Source organism: Rothia sp. HMSC062F03, from assembly GCF_001836905.1.
GTDB classification, from domain to species: Bacteria; Actinomycetota; Actinomycetes; order Actinomycetales; family Micrococcaceae; genus Rothia; species Rothia mucilaginosa_A.
The window spans coordinates 63790-83785 of record NZ_KV830872.1; the positions used below are offsets into that span (position 1 = coordinate 63790).

Here is a 19996-nt window from a genome sequence, read left to right on the forward strand (position 1 = left end):
TGATAGACGGCGCTACCGCGGAACTACTGTGCGTTCGTTACCTGCGAGATATGCGGCAGCTGACGCAGCGGCTTCTGGAATACCATCACCACCAGCGACAGGAAAATGAACACCGCGTAGAACAGTGCCGTGTACGTAATACCCCAATCAACAATGAGGAAGCCTGCCAGCAGAACAGCCAGCGGGGTCAGCGCCATGTTCGGGATGCCCTGCACCGAGTGCACGCGACCGATCATGTGTTCCGGGGTGGATGCGTTAATGTACGCAATGATGCTCGAATTGAAGGAAGGGAGCACAATACCCGCCAGCACAATCAGCAGGCACACCGCCCACAGCATCGAATGAACCACCGGTAGCAACAGGTAGCACGCCGACATGATGGCCAGGGAGGTGATACCGAGCGGGCCGAGCGCAAACTTCTCGGTCAGCGGGCCGACCAGGAATGAGCCGAGCAGCACGCCCACGCCGAAGGCGCTCGCAAAGATGCCAATGAAGAGCGGGTGTGCGCCCTCCAGGGTGTAGTAGTAGATGAAGGTGAGCGGAATACCGACCGTTCCAAAGTTCGCAAGCGTTGAAACGAACGCGATGGACACCAGCACCTTGTTCTTCAGGATGTACTCAAAACCGGCTTTTGAGTCCTGCCAGAAGCTGGTTTTCTCGCCTTCCTCCTCTTCCGCGGGCTGCCGACTAGCGCCGTAGCTCTTGGGTGCGACGATGAACGCCAGCAGGTTGACGACCGCATGAACTGCGGTCATGAGCACGGTCGAGAAACCGATAATGATGCCGGCGACCGGGCCGCCCAGCAGGTTGGCGGTGGACTCGCGCGTCTCACCCATGCCGGAGGCGTATCCCAGGTGTTCCTTGGGGACTACGCGGGTGATAATGGACTGCTCGCTCGGGTAGTCGAAGGTTGAAATGATGGCGGCGAGAGAAATCGTAATCACCAAAACGTAAATATTGGTGACATTGAAAACGAGGTAGAGAAGAATCGCCACCCAGGACAGCGCCTGGCCAATACAGGACAGCGCCAGGCACTTCGAGGGGCCGATTCTATCAACCCATGTTCCGGATATCGCCCCGGCGCAGGTGGCGAGAACACCCGCGACAAAGAGGGTGATACTCGCAGCTTCGGGGGAGCCGGTCAGCGCCAAAATAATGATGGGCGTGGTGATATAGCTCATCGAATCTGAGAGCTGGTTGGCTCCAATGGCGAAAAGGGTATTTCGAAAATCTCTATTCTTGAGTAACTCGGTGTTGACACTCATGGGGGACCTCCACGATGGGGTTGGGTGTCGCGCGGCGTGCAATCCGTCGTGCGTAGTTCATTGTGCGCAATTCGTAGCGCGCAATCGTATGAGTGAATACCCCGACAGTCGGCTGTGCCTGCCTGTATTCGTCTGTTTTCGCTTGTTTTCGCTTGTGCCCGCCGGTCATGACGGGCCCGCCGGTCATCACGGGGTGGTTGAGGATGCACTGGGCGGCTCATCGGGAGCCACCCCCGCACAAGAAGTGTGTCGCGCGATACTTTAGATTCTATAAGAGACGTTAATCATATACATGAACACTGGTTGAAAAACTTTCCTCATTTTGAGTATTGACATTAGGGTTAGTTTGACTATAATTCATTCTTGGTGCTTCCGCCCGGGTGAGCCCTGACTAAACCCGGCTGAACCCGAATCAGGGCACGCCAAAGACACCCGCAACCAGGCTCCGCCAATCCACACTGCCAGACTCTGTTACAGTCAGACCCTGTTACAGTCAGCCCCGCAACGCAGCGGGCGGGGGAGTGTAGAAGAGCGCAGAATAAGGGCTGCACTAGGTGCTACTCCACCAGGCCCGCGAAACCCGACAGGGCCAGCACCTCCTCAACATCCTGCGGCACCGAACGCGCCACCCACGGCGAATGTACCAGCACCGCCCGCCACTGACCGCGCGACACCGCCACATTCAAACGATTCGGCGACAGCACAAACCCGGCACCGCGCCCAGAATCAACCCGCGACGACGCCAACGACACCAGTACCACCGCAGCCTCCTGACCCTGGAACTTATCCACCGTACCCACACGCACGCCAGCACCCGAAGAATCTGCCAGGCCAGCCGCAATCAGCGCCTCACGCACACAATCAACCTGCGCGTTATACGCCGCCACCACAATGCAATCCTCAGCCGCCAACGGGCGCGGCTCAGCACCAGCCGCCGGAACCCACTCACGGCCCAACAACTCGCGCACGCAATCCACCACCGCTCGCGCCTCCTGCACAGAACGCACCGAACAGCCCGCATGCTCCACCGGATACGACACCACACCAGGCGCAACACCCTGCAGAGTGCGACCAGCCGTCGCCGCCGCGCTCGCCAACGCGCCATCATACGACAGCCACGAAACCCGCTTGCACAACGCCGAATCCATGCGCCACGACTCGCCCAAGAAATAGCCAAAACGAGGATCCAGTGCCGCCGCCCCGTCAGACAACCAGCCCAGCGCCGAAACATCCACCGGGTACGGGTGCACACCCGTCGACACCTGCGGCAGCTGCTGCGGATCGCCCAACAGCAGCACCGAACGCGCCGCACGAGCCGCCGCCACCGTATTCGTCAGAGAGAACTGGCCCGCCTCATCAACCACCAGAACATCCAGCGACCCGGCAGGCACGCGACGCTCACTCACGTAATCCCACACCGTGCCGCCAAAGAGCAGGCCGCCCTCACCGGAAATCAGCTCCACCAGCTCGGAATCAGACACCTCGGCCCACGGGGCGTCCGGAGTCACCGACTTGCCGCGCAGACGCACCGCGCGGGAGGCATCAAAACCCTCGCGGGCGCAGCACGCCGACATGAGATTCTCAATCACCGCATGCGACTGGGCGACCACGCCCACCTTCGCGCCCTCCGCCACGAGGCGCGCAATCACGTGCGAGGCGAGGAAGGTTTTGCCCGCACCGGGAGGGCCCTGAACCGCCACATAGGAGTGGTCGAGGGCGTGAACCGCCGCGTGTACGGCATCCACCGTGGGTAGGGCAGAGCCCGGAAAATCAACCTCACGGGGTAGATTTTCTGCATTTTTGGCGTTCGAGGCGCCCTTCTTCAGGCGCGGTGCGCGGCGGAACAGCAGGTCCGCGGAGGCGCTCTCCATCCCCGTCAGCGAAGCCGCCGCATCGAGCACGCTCGGCAGGGTGCGGGGCGTGGCGGGAGCCTCTTCGGATTCGCTTGAAGCCCCGGAATCCTCGGCGGGCACGGGGTCGCTCGGCATGAGGGCGCCGCCGAAAAGCAACCCGTGCACATCGGCCTGCAGGGCCGCCTCAATCGTCGCCGTAGACACCGGATCGCCAGGACCAATACCCGAAGGCAGGGCACGGTGCGGCTCATCCTTCACGCGGATGCGCTCCTGCAGAAGCACCTCCAAGAACTCGCTAGCCGACTCTTCGCCAGCCGACTCTTCGGCAGCCTTTTCGGGGTCCGCAGAATCCTCGGAACCGGCACCGAAACCGCCCTGCGTCACAGCCAGCACACGCAAGCCAAAGAAACCCGTCGCCGTCAACTCGGCAGGCACACGCTCACCCGGATTCGACGCACGGAAATAATTCACCTGCGACTCCATACGGTCCAGCGCAATCTGCGGGCTCAACCCCGCCTCATACGCACAAAACACCGCACGGTCAGAGGGCGCAATCACCAGGCTCGGGTCAGCCTCAATTCGCGCACGCAACAGGCGCACCTGCGCGCCACGCACACGATACCAGCCCGGGGCGTCCGGCACCTCGGTGGGCTCCTTCATGGCGGCGGCAAGCGCCTCCAAATCGGCGGGGGTGCTCAGAAGAGCATGCGCATGCTCCACCGAAAGCACCTGCACCCGATCAAGGTACGCATAATCGCGGCTCGCCACCCACGCCGTCGGGCCGTCCTCCAGGCGGCGAATGTGCTCACGCCAGAACGGGGCACGCTCGCGGCGGTGATAATTCGTCATGGACAGCAGCATCGCCGCCTCAAGCTCACCGGCACCCCAGCCGTGCTCCGCCGCGTGCTCCTCCAGGGAGGCGAGCTGGGCATCTAGCAGGCACTGCAGGCGGTACTGTTCGCTGTCGTTCTCCACCGCGGCGGGCACCCGGTACATGACCGGGTGATCCTCAGTTTCGGGATTCTCGGCGGTATCTTCGGCAATGTCTTCGGTGACGAGCTCCGGGGCGTCGGTCGCGAGGGCAAGAGATACCGCCGCGTTCAGACACGCCTGGCACTCGTCGCAGGTTAGAAAATAGGGGATGCGCTCGGCAAGTTCCGCCGGTTCTATACCCTCGTTCAGCGCCTCGGTGAGCAGGAGGAGGCGCTGCTCCTGCAGGCGAATCAGCGGCAGAATGCGCGCCGAATCAACCCGGTGAGGTTGAGGAACGGGGGAGTGGTGCTCCGCGGCCTCCGATTCGGACTCCGCGCAGTACTCATTCGCGCCGTACTCATCCACGCCGTGCTCCAGATGAAGGTCGAGGCGCGCGGCATTCTTGGTGTTCTCGGCGCTCTCGGTTGCACTAGCGGTCATCAGGTGTGCCGCCAGGGCACCGCGCAGCAGCGCCCGATGCGCCGCCTCACCCAGGTGCGGGGTGCAGACAATCTGGGCGGTATTGCTCTCGGCGGTGCTGTCCGCAGCCGGGCAGTCCAGACGGTCGAGCTCCACCGTGTAGGTCAGCCCCGCCGTGGAGGTCGCCACCAGGGGCACCGGGTGCGCTGTGCCGTCCGCATGCTCACCGCTGACTACTCCACTGCCGACCATTCCACTGCCGACCATTCCACCGGCGGTTAGCACCCGCAGGCACTCGCGGTATGCTTCGCGGGCGCGCTCGGACTTCTCGGGGGTCGGGCGTGCAGACTGCTTCTGCGCACGCTCCCGAAGCTCGGTGTAGAGCCGTAGCTCGCAGGCGGAGGTGGCGGTCAGATCAGCGAGGGTGAAGGTAAGGTCCATGGTGACTTTTCTGCTGGAGGAGAGAGAAACAAGGCGGGCGTGAAACCCAGCCGAGTGAGCGGGTGCGAGCCCCGGTTGAGGAGTCTGTCGGCACCCCGTGCCCCCCTAGCCCCGAGAGGTTGATTTTCATGTTTCACGTGAAACACTACAGAAAATCAACCTACACAGGATGATTTAGGGGGCTTTCGGGGCTATCCGGGCACACGCGCTAGGAGGCTACACCCGCCGCAGCCGCGGTAGAAACTACCGCCGCGGGCGCCGCCGAAGCCGTCTCAGAAGCCGGGGCGCTTGCCCCTTCCAAAGCGGGTGCCGAACCACTCGCCGCTACCGCAGAGGGAGCAGCCGAAGCACTTGGCGCGGTCGAACGGTTCGCAATCGCCGCCGCGGCAGCGTCCACGCGTTCCTTCGCGGCGGGCAGCGCATCCGAGCCGCCCAGATCGTTCAGAATAATCGCGAAAATCAGGCGGGTGCCGTCGGGTCGGGTCGCCACACCGCACAGCGAAGATACCGTGTACAGGGTGCCGGTCTTCGCCTGCACAAAAGTGCGTGCGTGCACGGCGTTTGCCGCGCCAAAACGATTGGACAGGGTGCCGCTCACGCCCGCGACCGGGAATGTGCTCATCAGCTGCTCCGCATGCTCATCAGCATTCAGCAGAGCCACAACCTGCACGAGGGTTCGGGCGGTCACGCGGTCCGTCAAGGACATGCCGCACACGTCTGCCTGCACCAGGTTTTCAATGTTCACGCCGGCATCCACGAGTGCCTGGCGCACGGTCTGCTGTGCCGCTTCGCCGCTACCTTCCTTACCTGCGGCAATGGCGGCGCAACGGCCGAGCACCTCAGCGAGGGCGTTGTCGGATTGGAGCATCATGTGTTGTGCCTGCTCCAGCAGGGTTGCCGATTCGACCGCGGCGATTTCGATTGCTTCCGCGGGGGCGGTGCGGCGCTCCGCGAGGGTGAAGCTCATGCCGGACTCCTTGCCGGCGGTGTTGAGCGCATCCACGAACGCCTGCTGGGCGGCAACTGCCGCATCGTCCGGGCGTACCGGGTTGCTTGCGGTGGACTTGCCCGGCACCGTGTGCGATTCGAGCGCAATCGGGTGAATGGGCGTGATTTGGCCGGACGCCACGTCGGCGTCATCCCAGCCGGGGTTCACGCCGGGGCCGGTGAAGAAGGTGCCGTCAAGGTAGACGGGTAGCGCCGCGGTCGGCTTCTCGCCCTCGTTCAGCGCCTTCACGGTCAGCTCGGCGAGGGTGGTGAGGCCTGCGCGTCCGACGATCTGCTTCGGGTTGGAGGCGCCCGCACCGAGCAGGGTGTCGCCGCCTGCCATGAGGTACAGTCCGGCGGCGTCGCGGGTGACGCGGGTGCGCAGGCGCGCCTGCAGGTTCGCGTAGTGGTTGAGTGCGAACAGGGTCAGCACCTTAAAAGTGGAGGCGGGTACGCGCGCGGTGTCGGCGTTGGCAGCGTAGAGGTCGGCGGGCGCGGTGGCTGCTTTGATACTGGGCAGGTTGCCGTCCATGCCGGTGACGAGCAGGCTGTACTGCGGGTAGGCGCCGTCCGCGAAGAGCGAGGTGAGGGCGGCACGTAGTTGCTCCTGTTCCGCTTCGGGCAGTGCGGATGCGAGGGTCGGGGTAGCGCTCGGGGCTGCGGAGGCGGTCGCCTCGGCGGTGCCGGTGGGACTGCCGGTTGCGCTGCCGCTGGGGCTTGCGGAACCTTCGGGGCGTTTCTGTTCGGTTGCGGCGGATCCGCAGGCGGTGAGGAGGAACATGCCGCCGAGGGTGAGGGCGGCGCGTCGGGTGAGGGTGGTGGTCTGGGTGTTGTGCTTGTTGGAAGGCATCTTTTGAGCATAGCGGGCGGATGGGGTGCCTATCGAATTTACGCGCCGGTGCTGGGATGCTCATGCCGTGTTCCTGCTGCCCCTCACGACCCCTATCTGGGCTGCCCGGTACGGCGGCGGGGCGCGCTGGCGGGCGTGGGACTAGGTGGAACGTTAACTGTGGTGTGAGGTAAAGATGCTTTCTGGGAGTAATGCTTTGACTCCACAACTATGGTCCAAAATTCAATGAAGGGTCTGCAGTTTTCCCATGTAACAAGATTCTTGGTTATGCCAGCTCTTATAATTGCCCTTCAATGACTTCTGATGTGTTGGAGTAATGCCGCCATCTAGGTATTGTCAGGCTGCTAATGTGCGCCATGAGGTCTGGAGGGAGCACCTTTGCCGGTACTTCAATCGGCTGTTCTAACGCTGTTTTAGCTACTTGCCAATATGGAATTAGCCTGTGCTGACTATATGGAGAAGTGGAAATGGGTTTACCTCCGATAGCCCTGGCGAGCGCTAAGAAGGCAGGATACGTGAGCGGACGAAGAGGCGGGGGCTGCTAGATCACTGGTATGAGTGGTCTGGCAGCCCCCGCCTTTATGTCTTTTAGATATGAGAGTTAGGCCCTATAGGTTTAGGGTGCAGGTTAAAGGGTTTCTTCGTATATCTCCTAAGGGGTGCCGTAGAGGTTGTATACATCGCCATGTGCGTGTGCGAGAACTTCAGCGAAGTGCTCTTCGGATTCCTTCATGTATTCCGCAGCTGATTTTCCGTTGTATGCCTGTGAGGGGGTGGTTAGCCAGATGGCTGCTTCCCACTCGGTAAAGTGGCCCTTTAGAAGGGTCTGGATGATCTTCTGGATGTCGGGATCAACAGTACCGTCAGAGAACTGGAAGAGTGGGTATCCGTTGCGTCCCTTGCCGTCCTTCAGGCGAAGGATAGTTTTCTTGTTGATGCGGTCGTTGAGGGCCTGAGGGGTGATGCCTCCGAGGTGCTTGCAGGTTGCGGCGGTGGTGTACATCTTGCCGATGATTGAAGTCGCGGATACGGGCTTCTGGTATTTGTACAGGTGTTTCTGGGTGGCGGCTAGCAGAGCGTAGGAGAGGGATTTTGCGAGGTCGTCGTTGGCGGTGATTTCACCAGAATTGATGAGTTCTTCGATGTGCTTTTGGGCTGGGCTGAAAGCCTGGCTGAGTAGAGTTTGAGTATCCATTTTTCAGGTTTGCTGATTGTCCTAGGGATTGGTGCTGGGGTCCTGCGTCTCGTTGAGTAGCGGCTATCCCAACATTGGGTGTGGTGGGAACGCTTCGCAGGGCATAACCCTAGAATATATAATATAAAGCCTAAATATAAAGTTAGCTACACCTAATATTTCGGTTCTTTTGGGCAGGAGAAAGCCCCCTCTAGACTTCAAGGCATCAAAAAATCCAAAGGGGGCTGGATAAAGCCTAATTTAGCCAATCAGCGAATCAGCATAATCCTCATCCGAGGTCCTAAGCTTTGGAAGGGACTCACCTTTAGTACTCATCTCCCAGTACAGATCCATCCCAAGATGAGTACCTACTACATCAAAGAAGTCTTCCTGTACCTCTGCTGAGCCAAAGAGATAGAGGGCGTATCCGTCGTTATGGCGAGCACGAGCAATAATCCCATCGAATCCAAGCTTTTTGAGTGCCTCAGCCCATAGCTGAGTCACATGATATCCATCTTCGTCAGGAAGGGGTCCAGTAATATCTCCGGGGATATAGCCAGGACCGGGCTTGCTCAAGTCAGCCAACAGCAAGCGGCGTTTAATGCGCAGTTCTGTTACGAGTGTATTGGAGAGGAAAGTTTCCGAGATGAAACCATCTACTGCCGTTCGCCCCAGCCGTTCACGAAAGGCCGTATATTCATCCGCTGCGGTGTTACATGTCCCTGCGGGGAAGAGAAGGTCAAAGCGTCCAGCACTGGACTTGTCGGTGATGTTTTTGGTAATGCTGGCGAAGAACCTGGGGTCACAGAGGGTATTGCCACGCATGTAACTGTGCGCTCGGAAGACCGTTTCATGTTTAGTGCCCGGTCCTACCTCTACCGTATGTAGGTCGCTCTTCGTGAGGTCTGCGGGCGGGGGAGTTAGGGTCGACTGATGTCGGGGGTTGGAAAACAAGCGTTTTACTTTCTGTTAAGGGGTGCCCCTGTTGTATTTAGTGGAGGCACCCGTTTTTATTTATCTCAGAAGACCTGTCAGCTTCCCTGGATGTCTTTCTAAGGGGCAGATCCAGGTGGCACCGCTTTTGGTAAATTCAGCAGATTTCAGTGCCACGGACGTAAAAATGGTGTTACATTCGCTTGTAAATCTGTGGAATACCGGTTTATACTATAAATGTAGGCGGTGACCTGCTGTAAGGTCGGGTTACCCAGGGGGTTATAAACCCCCAAGGTTCACATGTAGGAGATATAAATCTTGTAGCAAGCTCGAAGACCGTGTCGGATGTCCTAGAAAAATTTCGCGACGCGTATCATCAGGCCTGTAGATTCACCTCTCACGTGGTGAGAAGATGAAATCTCCTGAAGGTTTCTACTCCTTTCTGCTAGTGCCGAGGCTTTCTCGGTGGTATCGTATTGTGGTATATTCGAGTCACCTAGTTGCCAACCTAGGTAAACTAGGTCATATTATAGCATAAACCCACACATTATGTGTGGGTTTTTTCTCTGCCCGCCAAAATGCGGACTTCTAGGCACGGAATAACCGCTCAGAGAGGTTCCGTCGAATCAAGTTTTTCTACCCGCCAGACTCTACACCCCTTATTCCTGTCGCACCTATTCCTGTGTTGGACCCGTGGTAATTTACGCTGGTTTTGGCGCCGAATACGCGGTTTCGGTGTGCGTGAACGGGTTACAATGGGTGAGTTCAACACCTAGCTTTCGCACCCGTGCGCCGATGTCGCCGCGAAAGTGACCTTAACTCACGAGAAAGAAGGTTCCGATGGAACTCGACGTCACTATTGAAATCCCCCGCGGCTCCCGCGTGAAGTACGAAGTGGACCACGAGACCGGCCGCCTGCGCCTGGACCGCGTGCTGTTCACCTCCATGCAGTACCCCACCGCTTACGGCTACTTCGAGAACACCCTGGGTGAGGACGGCGACCCGCTGGACGCAATGCTGATCCTGGACGTTGACGTGGTTCCCGGCGTGCTGGTTGAGGCTCGCCCCGTTGCAGTGTTCAACATGACCGACGAGGCTGGCGGCGACGCTAAGGTTCTGTGCGTTCCCACCGACAAGCGCTACGACCACATCAAGTCCCTGGCTGATGTTCCCGAGCAGCTGAAGGCTGAGATTCAGCACTTCTTCGAGCGTTACAAGGACCTGGAGCCCGGCAAGTGGGTTAAGGGCGAGGGCTGGGAAGACCTGGCTACTGCCGAGAAGATGGTCCAGGAGGCTATCGACCGTTTCGCAGCTGAGGGTCACTAAGCTGCCGCGCCGTTAGGTGCACCCGGTTTTTGGAAGGGGCGTGTTCCCTGCGTCTGGTTCGTGCGAGTTTTCGTGCGTGCTGGAGGCGGTGGGCACGCCCCCTTTTTGCTGTGTTCCTTGGCCGTGTTTGGGGGTGCCGGAAGGGCAGGTGTAACCGAACTATTCTTCGGAAAATAGCCTTAGAGCGCCTCCGGGAGTGCTAATATGGGCATATTACGAAGAATACTTCGTATAACCTGAGGTTCTGTAGCGGTGAGGAGGGAACCCCTATGGCATTCGACGCAGCAGGGTTCGCGCAAGAATTTGGTGCGCAGGTTCGTGCCGTCCGCAAGTACGAAAAAATCACCCAAATGGAGTTGGCGTGGATGGTCGGGCTCAGCGATAAAACAATCCGCGATATTGAGCGTGGGCTACCCGGCCCGTCAATTGGCGCAGTCCTCAAGGTCGCCCAAGAGCTCGGCATTGAGCTGGCCATTACTAACCCCCTCACCTAACCCCCTCCCGCACACTGCGATAGAAAACAGAACCTGGAGAAAAGCCATGACAGATGAACTTATGGCAGATGTCTATAAAGATGGTGTTCTCGCCGCATATTTGAGGCGAGACGCCAACGGGCTGATTCATTTCACCTACCGGGCAGATTATAAAGGCCCGGCAATTGCCACGAGCCTGCCTTTAGAGGCGGAATATACCGCAGAATCAATTCCCCCTTTCTTCCAGAATCTTTTGCCCGAAGGCTATAGGCTCGACGTTGTCAGTTCCGAGAAAAAAATCAGCAAAAATAACACTCTGGGCTTATTGCTGGTGATTGGTTCTGACGTTCCAGGCGATGTGCAAATTATTGAGCACGGGCGGGAACTGTACACCGCTCCTGCCGCATTGGTGAACAACCCTGAGGTTGTTTCCTTTGCAGAACTTATGGGCACGGTTGACCGCCGAGGACTGCCTGGCGTTCAAGAAAAGCTGAGTGCCGTCATGAAAACCCTGCCCGTGCATTGGACGGGCGCTGGATACGATGCGCTTCTGAAAATCAGCCCGCAACGCATGCCCGGGCTCGTAGAAAACGAAGCTGCCCACCTCACGGCGGCCGCACTCATGGGGATTCCTGTAGCTCAGCATGAGCTTGTCTATGATCGAGACGGCGTATCAGGTTTGATGGTCTCCCGTTTCGACCGAACACCCTCTGGGGGACGCATCGCTATGGAGGATGGCGCACAGATTTTGGGTGTTCCTTCGGGTGAGAAATACACGGAAGATAATCCTGCTGTGACAACTGAGAGTGTCATTCAAGCAATGGTGAAGCTTGCTGCTTCCCCTGCTATTGCCCGCAGGAATCTTTACATGTATTTTCTCTACGCTTGGCTGACCGGCAATGGGGACCTGCACGCAAAAAATATCTCGCTCCTCAAGGGGCGCCGTGGATGGGAAGTAGCTCCTATCTACGACATCCCCTGTTCGCTCGTGCACATTAAATCTCTATCCATGGCGCTTAGCGTCAACGGAAAAGATAATTCGAATCCCGGTGACGGTTCGCCGCCCGAAGATTGGAAGATTACTGTTGACGATTGGCTTGCTCTCGCAGAGACTATCGGTCTTCCGCCTAAGGTGCAGAAAGACGCTTTAACTCGTGCTCTCAAAGCGGCTCGAGCAGTTCGCTGGCCTACAGACCGAGCCGCCCCGGGATATGTTTTCAACTCGAATGCCTCACCGTTTAAGGCCATGCAGAAAGAGTTGGAACGCCGTCAGGACGAGTTTGAAGAGTACCTTCATACGCGCTCCTAAGGCTCCTGACTTCTTGAGCCTTCGTTATTTCTAAATTCTCCTCGTGAAGTATCTATGTACATAGATACTTCGCAATTTCTATAAAGGAACCACCATGCAGAATGGACGCGCAGGACGCCTGCACCCCGCCGTCGGCACTGCCCGCCGCCACCTCGCCGCCGCCCTCGAAAAGCTCCTCGGCGCCGGAAGCATCAAAGCCACCGGACGCTCCCGCACCAGCCGCACCGCACCCGAGCCGGACGCCGCCGACCTGCCCCTGCTCCTGGTCGCCTGCAGCGGCGGCCCCGACTCCCTCGCACTGGCCGCCATCGCCGCGCACTTCGCCCGCCGCGGCGACGTACGCGTAGGCGCCATCATCGTCGATCACGGCCTGCAGGAAGACTCCGCTGAGGTTGCCGAACGCACCACGCAGACCCTCACCGACCTGGGGCTTCACCCCGTCATCACCGAAAAGGTACAGGTTCCCGTCGGCAACAGGGGCCCCGAAATGGCGGCACGCACCGCCCGCTACGCCGCCTTCAAGAAGGTTGTTGAGGCGACCGGCGCCCGCGTCGTGCTCCTCGGCCACACCCTCGACGACCAGGCGGAAACCGTGCTGCTCGGCCTGAGCCGCGGCTCCGGAACCCGCTCTCTGGCGGGCATGCCGCCCGTGCGCGTCGAAGGGGGCGTCACCTACCTGCGCCCCTTCCTCGGCCTGCGCCGCGCCGACATGCTCGATATCTGCGAGGCCGAAACCCTCACCCCCTGGATTGACCCGACCAATGCCGACCAGTCCCTCATGCGCGCCCGCATCCGCCACAGCGTGCTGCCCTACTTGGAGGAGCACCTCGGTGGGGACGTGGCCCGCTCCCTGGCCCGTACCGCCGCGGTGGCCGGCCCCGATGCAGACTACCTCGACGAGCAGGCTCGCGAAGCTTTCGAACGGGTGCTGCTACCAGCCGGAACCGCCGTGCGCGGCATCGAGCGCGAGGATGCCGTGCTGCTAGACCGTGCGCAGGTGGCGGCGCTGCACCCGGCGCTGCGCCTGCGCATGCTTGCCGCCGCCTGCAAGGCCGCCGGGGGAGAGAACCCCGGCTTCGAGCGACTGCAGGCGCTGGACTCCTTCACCGCCGAATATGCGGTAGCTGGGCCCGTTCAGATGCCCGGCCACGTGAGCGCCTACCGCCGCCGCAAGGTTGCGCACCCGGTGACCGGTGAACGCGTGGATGCGCTGGTCCTCGTGCCCACCCGCGGGTAGCCACCGCTCCGCTACCGGGGCTTCGGGGCCGGTCGCCGCAAACCTGCCGCCCGGCCCGCATATAGTGCCCCCACGTGCGGATTCGGATATTGCGCATGCCTCGAATCGGGCTCCCCGCGGGTGCGCGAGGGGCTGGTGAGGTGCGCCGAAGCACGTTTTTAAGTCATACTTAAAGCGAACACCATCCACATTGTCCGGTGCGGGGTGCCCGCCAGCGAGCGGTCTGCGCCCTCCCGGAGGCGCAGTAGCGTCCAAATATACGAAGGAATTATCGTGCAGGCTATCGACGTGAAGGACGATATCAAGAACGTACTCTTCACCAAGGAAGAGATCAATGCGAAGGTCGCCGAGCTGGCGGCTCGCATCGACGAAGACTACGCCGGCAAGGACGTGCTGCTCGTGGGCGTGCTGAAGGGCGCCATCATGGTGATGGCTGACCTCTCCCGCGCGCTGAAGGGCCACTACACCATGGACTGGATGGCTGTCTCCTCCTACGGTTCCGGCACCAAGTCCTCCGGCGTGGTTCGCATCCTGAAGGACCTGGACACCGACCTGGTCGGCCGCGACGTGCTGATCGTTGAGGACATCATCGACTCCGGCCTGACCCTGGCCTGGCTGCAGCAGAACCTGATTTCTCGCGGCGCCGCAACCGTTGAGATTTGCGCCCTGCTGCGCAAGCCCAAGGTCGTCAAGGCCGACGTCAACGTCAAGTACGTTGGCTGGGACATCGAGCCCGAGTTCGTGGTCGGTTACGGTCTGGACTTCGCCGAGAAGTACCGCAACCTGGACTGCATCGCAACCCTGCACCCGCACGTGTACTCCTAAACTTCATCGTCGGCACCCGAAACGCCGATACACGCCCCGCCTCCCGCCGTTTGTGCGGGGGCGGGGCGTTCCCGTACCCGCACGCGGGATGGCTGAGGGAGGGTTCCATCCTTTAGCCCGCAGGTGAAATAGAGAAGAAGGGTGCCTGGCTCCCGGCCGCGGTAGGGTACATTTAAGGGTGCATCGTTGGGTGCTCCGGCACGAAAATACCGCAGCCCCAACGGGTTACAGCCGCAACGTAAGGACAAAGCATTGGCGCAAACCCCCAATACTCCGCAGAAGGGCACGGATAGCTTTCTGAAGAAGCTCATCAACGGCCCCTGGTTCTGGCCGGGCGCAATCGCCGTGGTCATGCTGGCGTTCTTCATGAGCTCCCTCTTCACCCAGACCTCGCGTCAGGTGGACACGAACGTGGGTATTCAGCTGCTTAACGACCACCAGGTCAAGAGCGCGAAAATCTACGACGGCGATCAGCGCGTGGAGCTGCAGCTCAAGGAGGACTACAAGAAGGGCAACGACAACTACGGTAAGTCGGTGAACTTCTACTACGTGCAGCCCCGCTCCGAGGACGTGGTCAAGGCCATGAACTCCGCCGAGCTGGAAAGCTACACGGACCAGCCGGTTGAGCATAGCTTCCTGGGCTCCCTGGTGTCCCTGCTCCTGCCGATTCTGCTCTTTGGTGTGCTGTTCTGGTTCCTGATGGGACGCGTCGGAGGCGGCTCCTCCGTGATGAGCTTCTCCAAGTCCCGCGCGAAGAAGTTCACCAAGGACAAGCCGGATGTGCGCTTCAGCGACGTTGCCGGCGTGGACGAGGCGCTCGCCGAACTGGAAGAGGTTCGCGAGTTCCTGGCTGAACCCGAGAAGTTCACCCGCCTGGGTGCAAAGATTCCCAAGGGCGTGCTGCTGTACGGCCCTCCCGGCACCGGTAAGACCCTGCTCGCCAAGGCTGTGGCGGGCGAGGCCGGCGTGCCCTTCTACTCGATTTCCGGCTCCGACTTCGTTGAAATGTTCGTGGGCGTGGGTGCCTCCCGCGTGCGCGACCTGTTCAAGGAAGCAAAGAGCGACCCCGCCGCCATCGTCTTCGTCGACGAGATTGACGCCGTTGGCCGCCGCCGCGGCGTCGGCATGGGTGGCGGTAACGACGAGCGCGAGCAGACCCTGAACCAGCTGCTGGTTGAGATGGACGGCTTCGACGGCAACTCGAACGTCATCGTCATTGCGGCAACGAACCGCCCCGACGTGCTCGACCCGGCGCTACTGCGTCCCGGTCGTTTCGACCGCCAGATTGGTGTGGACGCCCCCGACATGAAGGGCCGCGAGCAGATTCTGCGCGTGCACGCCGCGGGCAAGCCCATTGCCAACACCGTGGACCTGGCGCAGGTTGCGAAGCGCACCCCCGGCTTCACCGGTGCCGACCTGGCGAACGTCATGAACGAGGCGGCCCTGCTGACCGCCCGCGATAACGGCAACGTGATTGACGACCGCGCCATCGACGAAGCTATCGACCGTGTGATGGCCGGCCCGCAGCGTTCCTCGCGCATCATGAACGAGCACGATCGCAAGGTCACCGCCTACCACGAGGGCGGCCACGCCCTGGTCGCGGCGGCACTGCGCAACTCCGCCCCCGTCACCAAGATTACAATTCTTCCGCGCGGCCGCGCCCTGGGTTACACCATGGTCATGCCGCAGGACGACAAGTACTCCACGACCCGCCACGAGCTGCTCGACCAGATGGCCTACGCGATGGGTGGCCGTGCGGCGGAGGAGATTGTCTTCCACGACCCCTCGACCGGCGCGTCCAACGATATTCAGAAGGCAACCGACACCGCCCGCAAGATGGTCACCGATTACGGCATGAGCTCCGTGATTGGTTCCGTGAAGCTTGGCGGCGAGGACACCGAGCCGTTCCTCGGTGGCGGTGGCGCTTCGGCCCGCAACTACTCGGATGAGACTGCGGCCAAGGTGGACGCTGAGATTCGTGCCCTGCTGGAGCAGGCGCACGATGAGGCGTTCGCGATTCTGCTGGAGAACCGCGATGTGCTGGATCGCCTGGCCTTCGCCCTGCTTGAGAAGGAAACCCTGCTCGAGCACGAGATTGACGAGATCTTCAAGGACGTTCGCAAGCGCCCTGAGCGCGAGTACTGGTACTCCAAGCCGACCCGCGAGCGCACCGACATTCCGCCGGTGAAGGCTCCGAGCGAGCTGGCTCAGGAGGCCGAAGCCCCTGCTGCTCCCGCAACCCCGGCTACCCCCGCGGCATCTGCCCCGCAGGCACCGACTCAGCCCGTTCAGCAGGCGCCCCAGGCCCCGGTAGCACCGGCGGCCGACCCGGATGCCGACCCGACGGTCGCCATGCCGCCGCAGCAGTACCCGAACTACCCCGTGCCTCCGGTACAACGCCCGGAGAATGGCACCCCGAACCAGAATGGAGCAGAGAATGAGCGAGGCTAAGACCGCCGTCGACCAGCCGCGTATTGAGGCGGCTGTGCGCGAGATTCTGCTCGCGATCGGTGAGGACCCGGATCGCGACGGTCTGCAGCAGACCCCGGCACGCGTGGCGCGTGCCTACGCGGAGTTCTTCTCGGGCCTGCACCAGGACGCCGGCGAGATTCTGGGTACGACCTTCGATATCGCCCACTCCGAGATGGTGCTCGTGAAGGACATCCCGTTCTACTCGACCTGTGAGCACCACCTGGTGCCCTTCCACGGCGTGGCGCACGTGGGTTACATCCCGGGCCCGGACGGCAAGGTCACCGGCCTGAGCAAGCTCGCCCGCGTGGTGGAGATGTACGCCCGCCGCCCGCAGGTGCAGGAGCGTCTGACCACCCAGGTGGTGGAGGCTCTGGAGGAGCACCTGAACCCGCGCGGCGCCATAGTGGTGATTGAGGCCGAGCACATGTGCATGTCGATGCGCGGCGTGCGCAAGCCGGGCGCGAAGACCGTGACCAGCGCGGTACGCGGCGCGCTCATGAACACCGCAACCCGTGCGGAGGCGATGAGCCTAATCTTCTCGCAGCGCTAAACATTCGGGATAATCATATAGCTATACGACAGGGGGCAGGATTCTAAGGAATCCTGCCCCCTGCGTTGCGCGGTCGCATGTGTTGGGCTGTATGACGAGAGCCCTTGCGTAAAGAGCGTCATCAGCTGTAGAGTAGTACCACTAGTACCGGCACCACTCCTTCGGGAGTACAGGACCGGTCTTCTTTTTATCAATGCTACGTACAGCGCTCTTCACGTACCGTTGTTAATGAATACATGACTGTTCCTCTCCTCCTCAGGAGCGAAAGTAACCGCGGCCGGTTCCACCCATCAGGGGTCTGGAGCCGGTCATCGTTTTTAAGCGATGACCTTAGCAAGGCAGAGATGGCTTACATACCGTGTAGTTATACCCTTAATATCCTTATATTGATATTATTAAAGAGTTCCAATGATGAAACGATATCAAGTGGTGTATAGTGTATGTCTCCAATCGTAAAACCATTTAAAACATATGAACAGCAGGTTGGAATCTTGCGGCAGCGAGGCATGCTCGTAGGTTCTCAAGAACATGCCGTTCACGTCCTTGAGCGTGTTAGTTACTATCGGCTGAGTGGTTACTACTATTCGTTCCGGCGGCCTGCGGGAAGCGGGCAGCGCTCGGATACTTTCGTGCCCGGAACCGTCTTTGAAGATATCGTGGCCCTGTATGAATATGACCGTAATCTTCGGTCTATTGCGTTTTCGTATTTCTCGCAGTTTGAGGTGTATTTGCGGTCCCGCCTAGGGAATTTACTGGGGGCAGTGGATCCACTCATATACGAGGATGAAACTCAGTGCGACCTTCAAGGTAGTAAAAGGCGCACTGCTTGGAACAGATTTACGAGAAAAAGTGAACAGCTTATTCGTACTTCTGAAGAGGAATTCGTGAAGCATCACCGTGAACAATACGGCGGGAAGTTGCCCGTGTGGGTTGTGGTGGAAGTTCTAGATTTGGGGGCTCTACAGAATCTGTATTTGGTCTCTCCGGCAAATATCCGGCGAGATATCGCGAAAGCCTTGGGCTGTGCTGACCCCCAATTGGAAACCTGGATTAACTCGCTGCGGGTAATGCGCAATATTTGTGCGCATCAAAGTAGGTTCTACAATAAGCTGCACCCAGAGCCTCGCTTACCGCGCGTGTTGAGAGGTGGAAGAGTTGAGAGCCCTGAAATCCGTGAGGTTGTTGACCTATTTGGTGTGCCGCAGGCTGAAGAGAACCATAAGATGTGTAAGACTTTCGGAATGCTCACTCTCCTCAAATATCTGATGGACAAGGGCGGAATTGGGGATACGGAATCTCTGACGCAGATTCTGAAGGAACGTCCTGATATTTCCGTTCCTGGGGTTGATGTATCGCGGGCTATGGGCATACCGCAAGGTTGGGAAGAAACCCGTTTGTGGAGCTAAAATCTTCACTGCTTATAGACACGCTGAAAGGGGCGGAGGTTTTCACCTCCGCCCCTTTTGTCGTACGGTTGTGGCCCCCTCTAGAGCCAACCGGTGCTTAGTGCCGTTCCGGGCCTTTAGAAGGCTCGAAGAGCCTTAGCCCTCGTTCTTGTTGTCCCAGCCCAGTGCGAGGGTCACGATTAGGCCCAGGGCGATGAAGCCGCAGCCGGTTGCAGAACCGAAAGCAATCCAACGGACCGCGGGAGCGTTCTCGGCCAGAACAATAACGAACAGCGAAGCAATCGCGATCAGGGACAAAATCCACGCGCCGGTCTTCAAATTCACGATGAGTCACTTCCTAGAGTATGTATGTGTATGAGGTGCCCAACCCACACCGCTGTGACGCAGGCAGAGCATACTCTCCCAGGATACCCCTAAATCAGCATGTCATATGCAAATATGGGGCGCTGTGTCATTCGGCAGATTCGGTAGGATTAAAACCATGACCGAAGACACCGCCCCCCACCCCGCTGCCGCACCCCTGCCCTGCGACGCGCTCGCCGCCGAGCGCACCCTCGTCATGGGCATCCTGAACGTCACCCCCGACTCCTTCAGCGACGGCGGCCAGCACTACGCCGCCACCGACGCCATCGCCCACGCCGCCCGCATGATTGCCGAGGGCGCCTCCATTATCGACATTGGCGGTGAGTCCACCCGCCCCGCCGGTGCCGTGCGCATCAGCGTGGAGGAGGAGCAGCGCCGCATCCTGCCCGTCATCGAGGCAGTCGCGCAGATGGGCACCACCATCAGCGTTGACACCATGAACCCGCAGACCGCCCGCGCCGCCATTGCCGCCGGTGCGCACATTATCAACGATGTGTCCGGTCTGAACGTGAGCGATGAAATGATTGAAACCGCCGCTGAACTGCAGGTGCCGTACATCCTCATGCACGCCCGCGGCACCTCCCAGACCATGGACAGCCTGGCGGAGTACCCGCGCGGCGTGGTCACCGAGGTTGTGGAGGAGCTGACCGGCCTGCGTGAGCGTTTCCTCGCCGCCGGTGTGCTGCCGCAGAACCTGATTCTTGACCCGGGTCTGGGCTTCGCGAAGGGCGGCATGCAGGATTGGGAGCTGCTCGCCGCCATTGACGAGCTACAGGGTCTGGGGCACCGCCTGCTCATTGCCGGTTCCCGCAAGCGTTTTATCGCCAACGCCCTGACTGCGGCGGATATGGCGCTGGCTGAGCGCCTGAACGCGAGCGGTTTCACCGCAACCGATGCGGGTGAGGCTGAACGCGAACTGTGGCACTCGCTGTCGGAGCCGCGCCCGGCTCAGCATCGTGCGGCAGCCTCTGCGGCGGTGACCGCCCTGGTGGCGGCGCGCGGCGTGTGGGCGGTGCGCGTGCACGACGTGCCCGCCAGCGTGGATGCGGTGACGGTCGCCTCCGCGCTGCGCGCCGTCATGTAGGTACCGCCCCCCTATGCGCCTCACGGGGCTCGGCTCACGCTCCGGGTACCCGCTAC

Annotated in this window: 15 protein-coding genes; 9 read left to right on the top strand and 6 right to left on the bottom strand. The window is 60.4% G+C overall.

Annotation, left to right across the window (positions count from 1 at the left end; translation table 11 throughout):
• Positions 1-23 precede the first annotated feature (23 nt).
• From HMPREF2674_RS03565 to HMPREF2674_RS03585, 5 genes are all read right to left on the bottom strand, one after another.
• Positions 24-1265 (bottom strand): MFS transporter, encoded by a 1242-nt coding sequence (locus HMPREF2674_RS03565; protein ID WP_049346255.1) that lies wholly within the window; start codon positions 1263-1265, stop codon positions 24-26.
• A 557-nt stretch (positions 1266-1822) separates the two neighbouring features.
• On the bottom strand, positions 1823-4951 hold the full coding sequence (locus HMPREF2674_RS03570; RefSeq protein ID WP_070824846.1) for a DEAD/DEAH box helicase: 3129 nt from the start codon (positions 4949-4951) through the stop codon (positions 1823-1825).
• Between the two features lie 208 nt (positions 4952-5159).
• Positions 5160-6788: a D-alanyl-D-alanine carboxypeptidase/D-alanyl-D-alanine endopeptidase gene (dacB, locus tag HMPREF2674_RS03575; protein ID WP_070824847.1), complete on the bottom strand. Its 1629-nt coding sequence runs from the start codon at positions 6786-6788 to the stop codon at positions 5160-5162.
• Between the two features lie 652 nt (positions 6789-7440).
• Positions 7441-7983 (bottom strand): DUF2384 domain-containing protein, encoded by a 543-nt coding sequence (locus HMPREF2674_RS03580; protein WP_070824848.1) that lies wholly within the window; start codon positions 7981-7983, stop codon positions 7441-7443.
• Between the two features lie 240 nt (positions 7984-8223).
• On the bottom strand, positions 8224-8787 hold the full coding sequence (locus HMPREF2674_RS03585) for an RES family NAD+ phosphorylase (RefSeq protein WP_070824849.1): 564 nt from the start codon (positions 8785-8787) through the stop codon (positions 8224-8226).
• A gap of 948 nt (positions 8788-9735) precedes the next feature.
• Between HMPREF2674_RS03585 and ppa the strand changes: the two genes are divergently transcribed.
• From ppa to HMPREF2674_RS03625, 8 genes are all read left to right on the top strand, one after another.
• On the top strand, positions 9736-10221 hold the full coding sequence (gene ppa / locus HMPREF2674_RS03590; protein ID WP_070824850.1) for an inorganic diphosphatase: 486 nt from the start codon (positions 9736-9738) through the stop codon (positions 10219-10221).
• Between the two features lie 269 nt (positions 10222-10490).
• On the top strand, positions 10491-10715 hold the full coding sequence (locus HMPREF2674_RS03595; protein WP_070648605.1) for a helix-turn-helix domain-containing protein: 225 nt from the start codon (positions 10491-10493) through the stop codon (positions 10713-10715).
• A gap of 46 nt (positions 10716-10761) precedes the next feature.
• Positions 10762-12003: a type II toxin-antitoxin system HipA family toxin gene (locus HMPREF2674_RS03600; protein WP_070824851.1), complete on the top strand. Its 1242-nt coding sequence runs from the start codon at positions 10762-10764 to the stop codon at positions 12001-12003.
• Positions 12004-12097: 94 nt separating this feature from the next.
• Complete coding sequence (gene tilS / locus HMPREF2674_RS03605; RefSeq protein ID WP_070824852.1) at positions 12098-13240, top strand: tRNA lysidine(34) synthetase TilS; 1143 nt, start codon at positions 12098-12100, stop codon at positions 13238-13240.
• A gap of 273 nt (positions 13241-13513) precedes the next feature.
• The gene (hpt, locus tag HMPREF2674_RS03610) at positions 13514-14065 is read left to right on the top strand and encodes a hypoxanthine phosphoribosyltransferase (RefSeq protein ID WP_049333480.1); all 552 of its coding nucleotides are present in this window, start codon (positions 13514-13516) and stop codon (positions 14063-14065) included.
• 252 nt (positions 14066-14317) lie between these two features.
• Entirely contained in the window at positions 14318-16516 is a 2199-nt protein-coding gene (ftsH, locus tag HMPREF2674_RS03615; RefSeq protein WP_070824853.1) for an ATP-dependent zinc metalloprotease FtsH, read from the top strand.
• Positions 16503-17087 (top strand): GTP cyclohydrolase I FolE, encoded by a 585-nt coding sequence (folE, locus tag HMPREF2674_RS03620; RefSeq protein ID WP_049333477.1) that lies wholly within the window; start codon positions 16503-16505, stop codon positions 17085-17087. The genes ftsH and folE overlap by 14 nt, the downstream gene beginning before the upstream one ends.
• Before the next feature lie 440 nt (positions 17088-17527).
• Entirely contained in the window at positions 17528-18493 is a 966-nt protein-coding gene (locus HMPREF2674_RS03625) for an Abi family protein (RefSeq protein ID WP_070824854.1), read from the top strand.
• Between the two features lie 135 nt (positions 18494-18628).
• Here HMPREF2674_RS03625 and HMPREF2674_RS03630 read toward each other — a convergent pair whose 3' ends face one another.
• The gene (locus tag HMPREF2674_RS03630) at positions 18629-18817 is read right to left on the bottom strand and encodes a hypothetical protein (RefSeq protein ID WP_049333476.1); all 189 of its coding nucleotides are present in this window, start codon (positions 18815-18817) and stop codon (positions 18629-18631) included.
• A gap of 157 nt (positions 18818-18974) precedes the next feature.
• On the opposite strand from HMPREF2674_RS03630, the gene folP reads away from it, so the two are divergent.
• Positions 18975-19940: a dihydropteroate synthase gene (gene folP / locus HMPREF2674_RS03635; RefSeq protein ID WP_070824855.1), complete on the top strand. Its 966-nt coding sequence runs from the start codon at positions 18975-18977 to the stop codon at positions 19938-19940.
• The last annotated feature ends 56 nt before the right edge of the window (positions 19941-19996 follow it).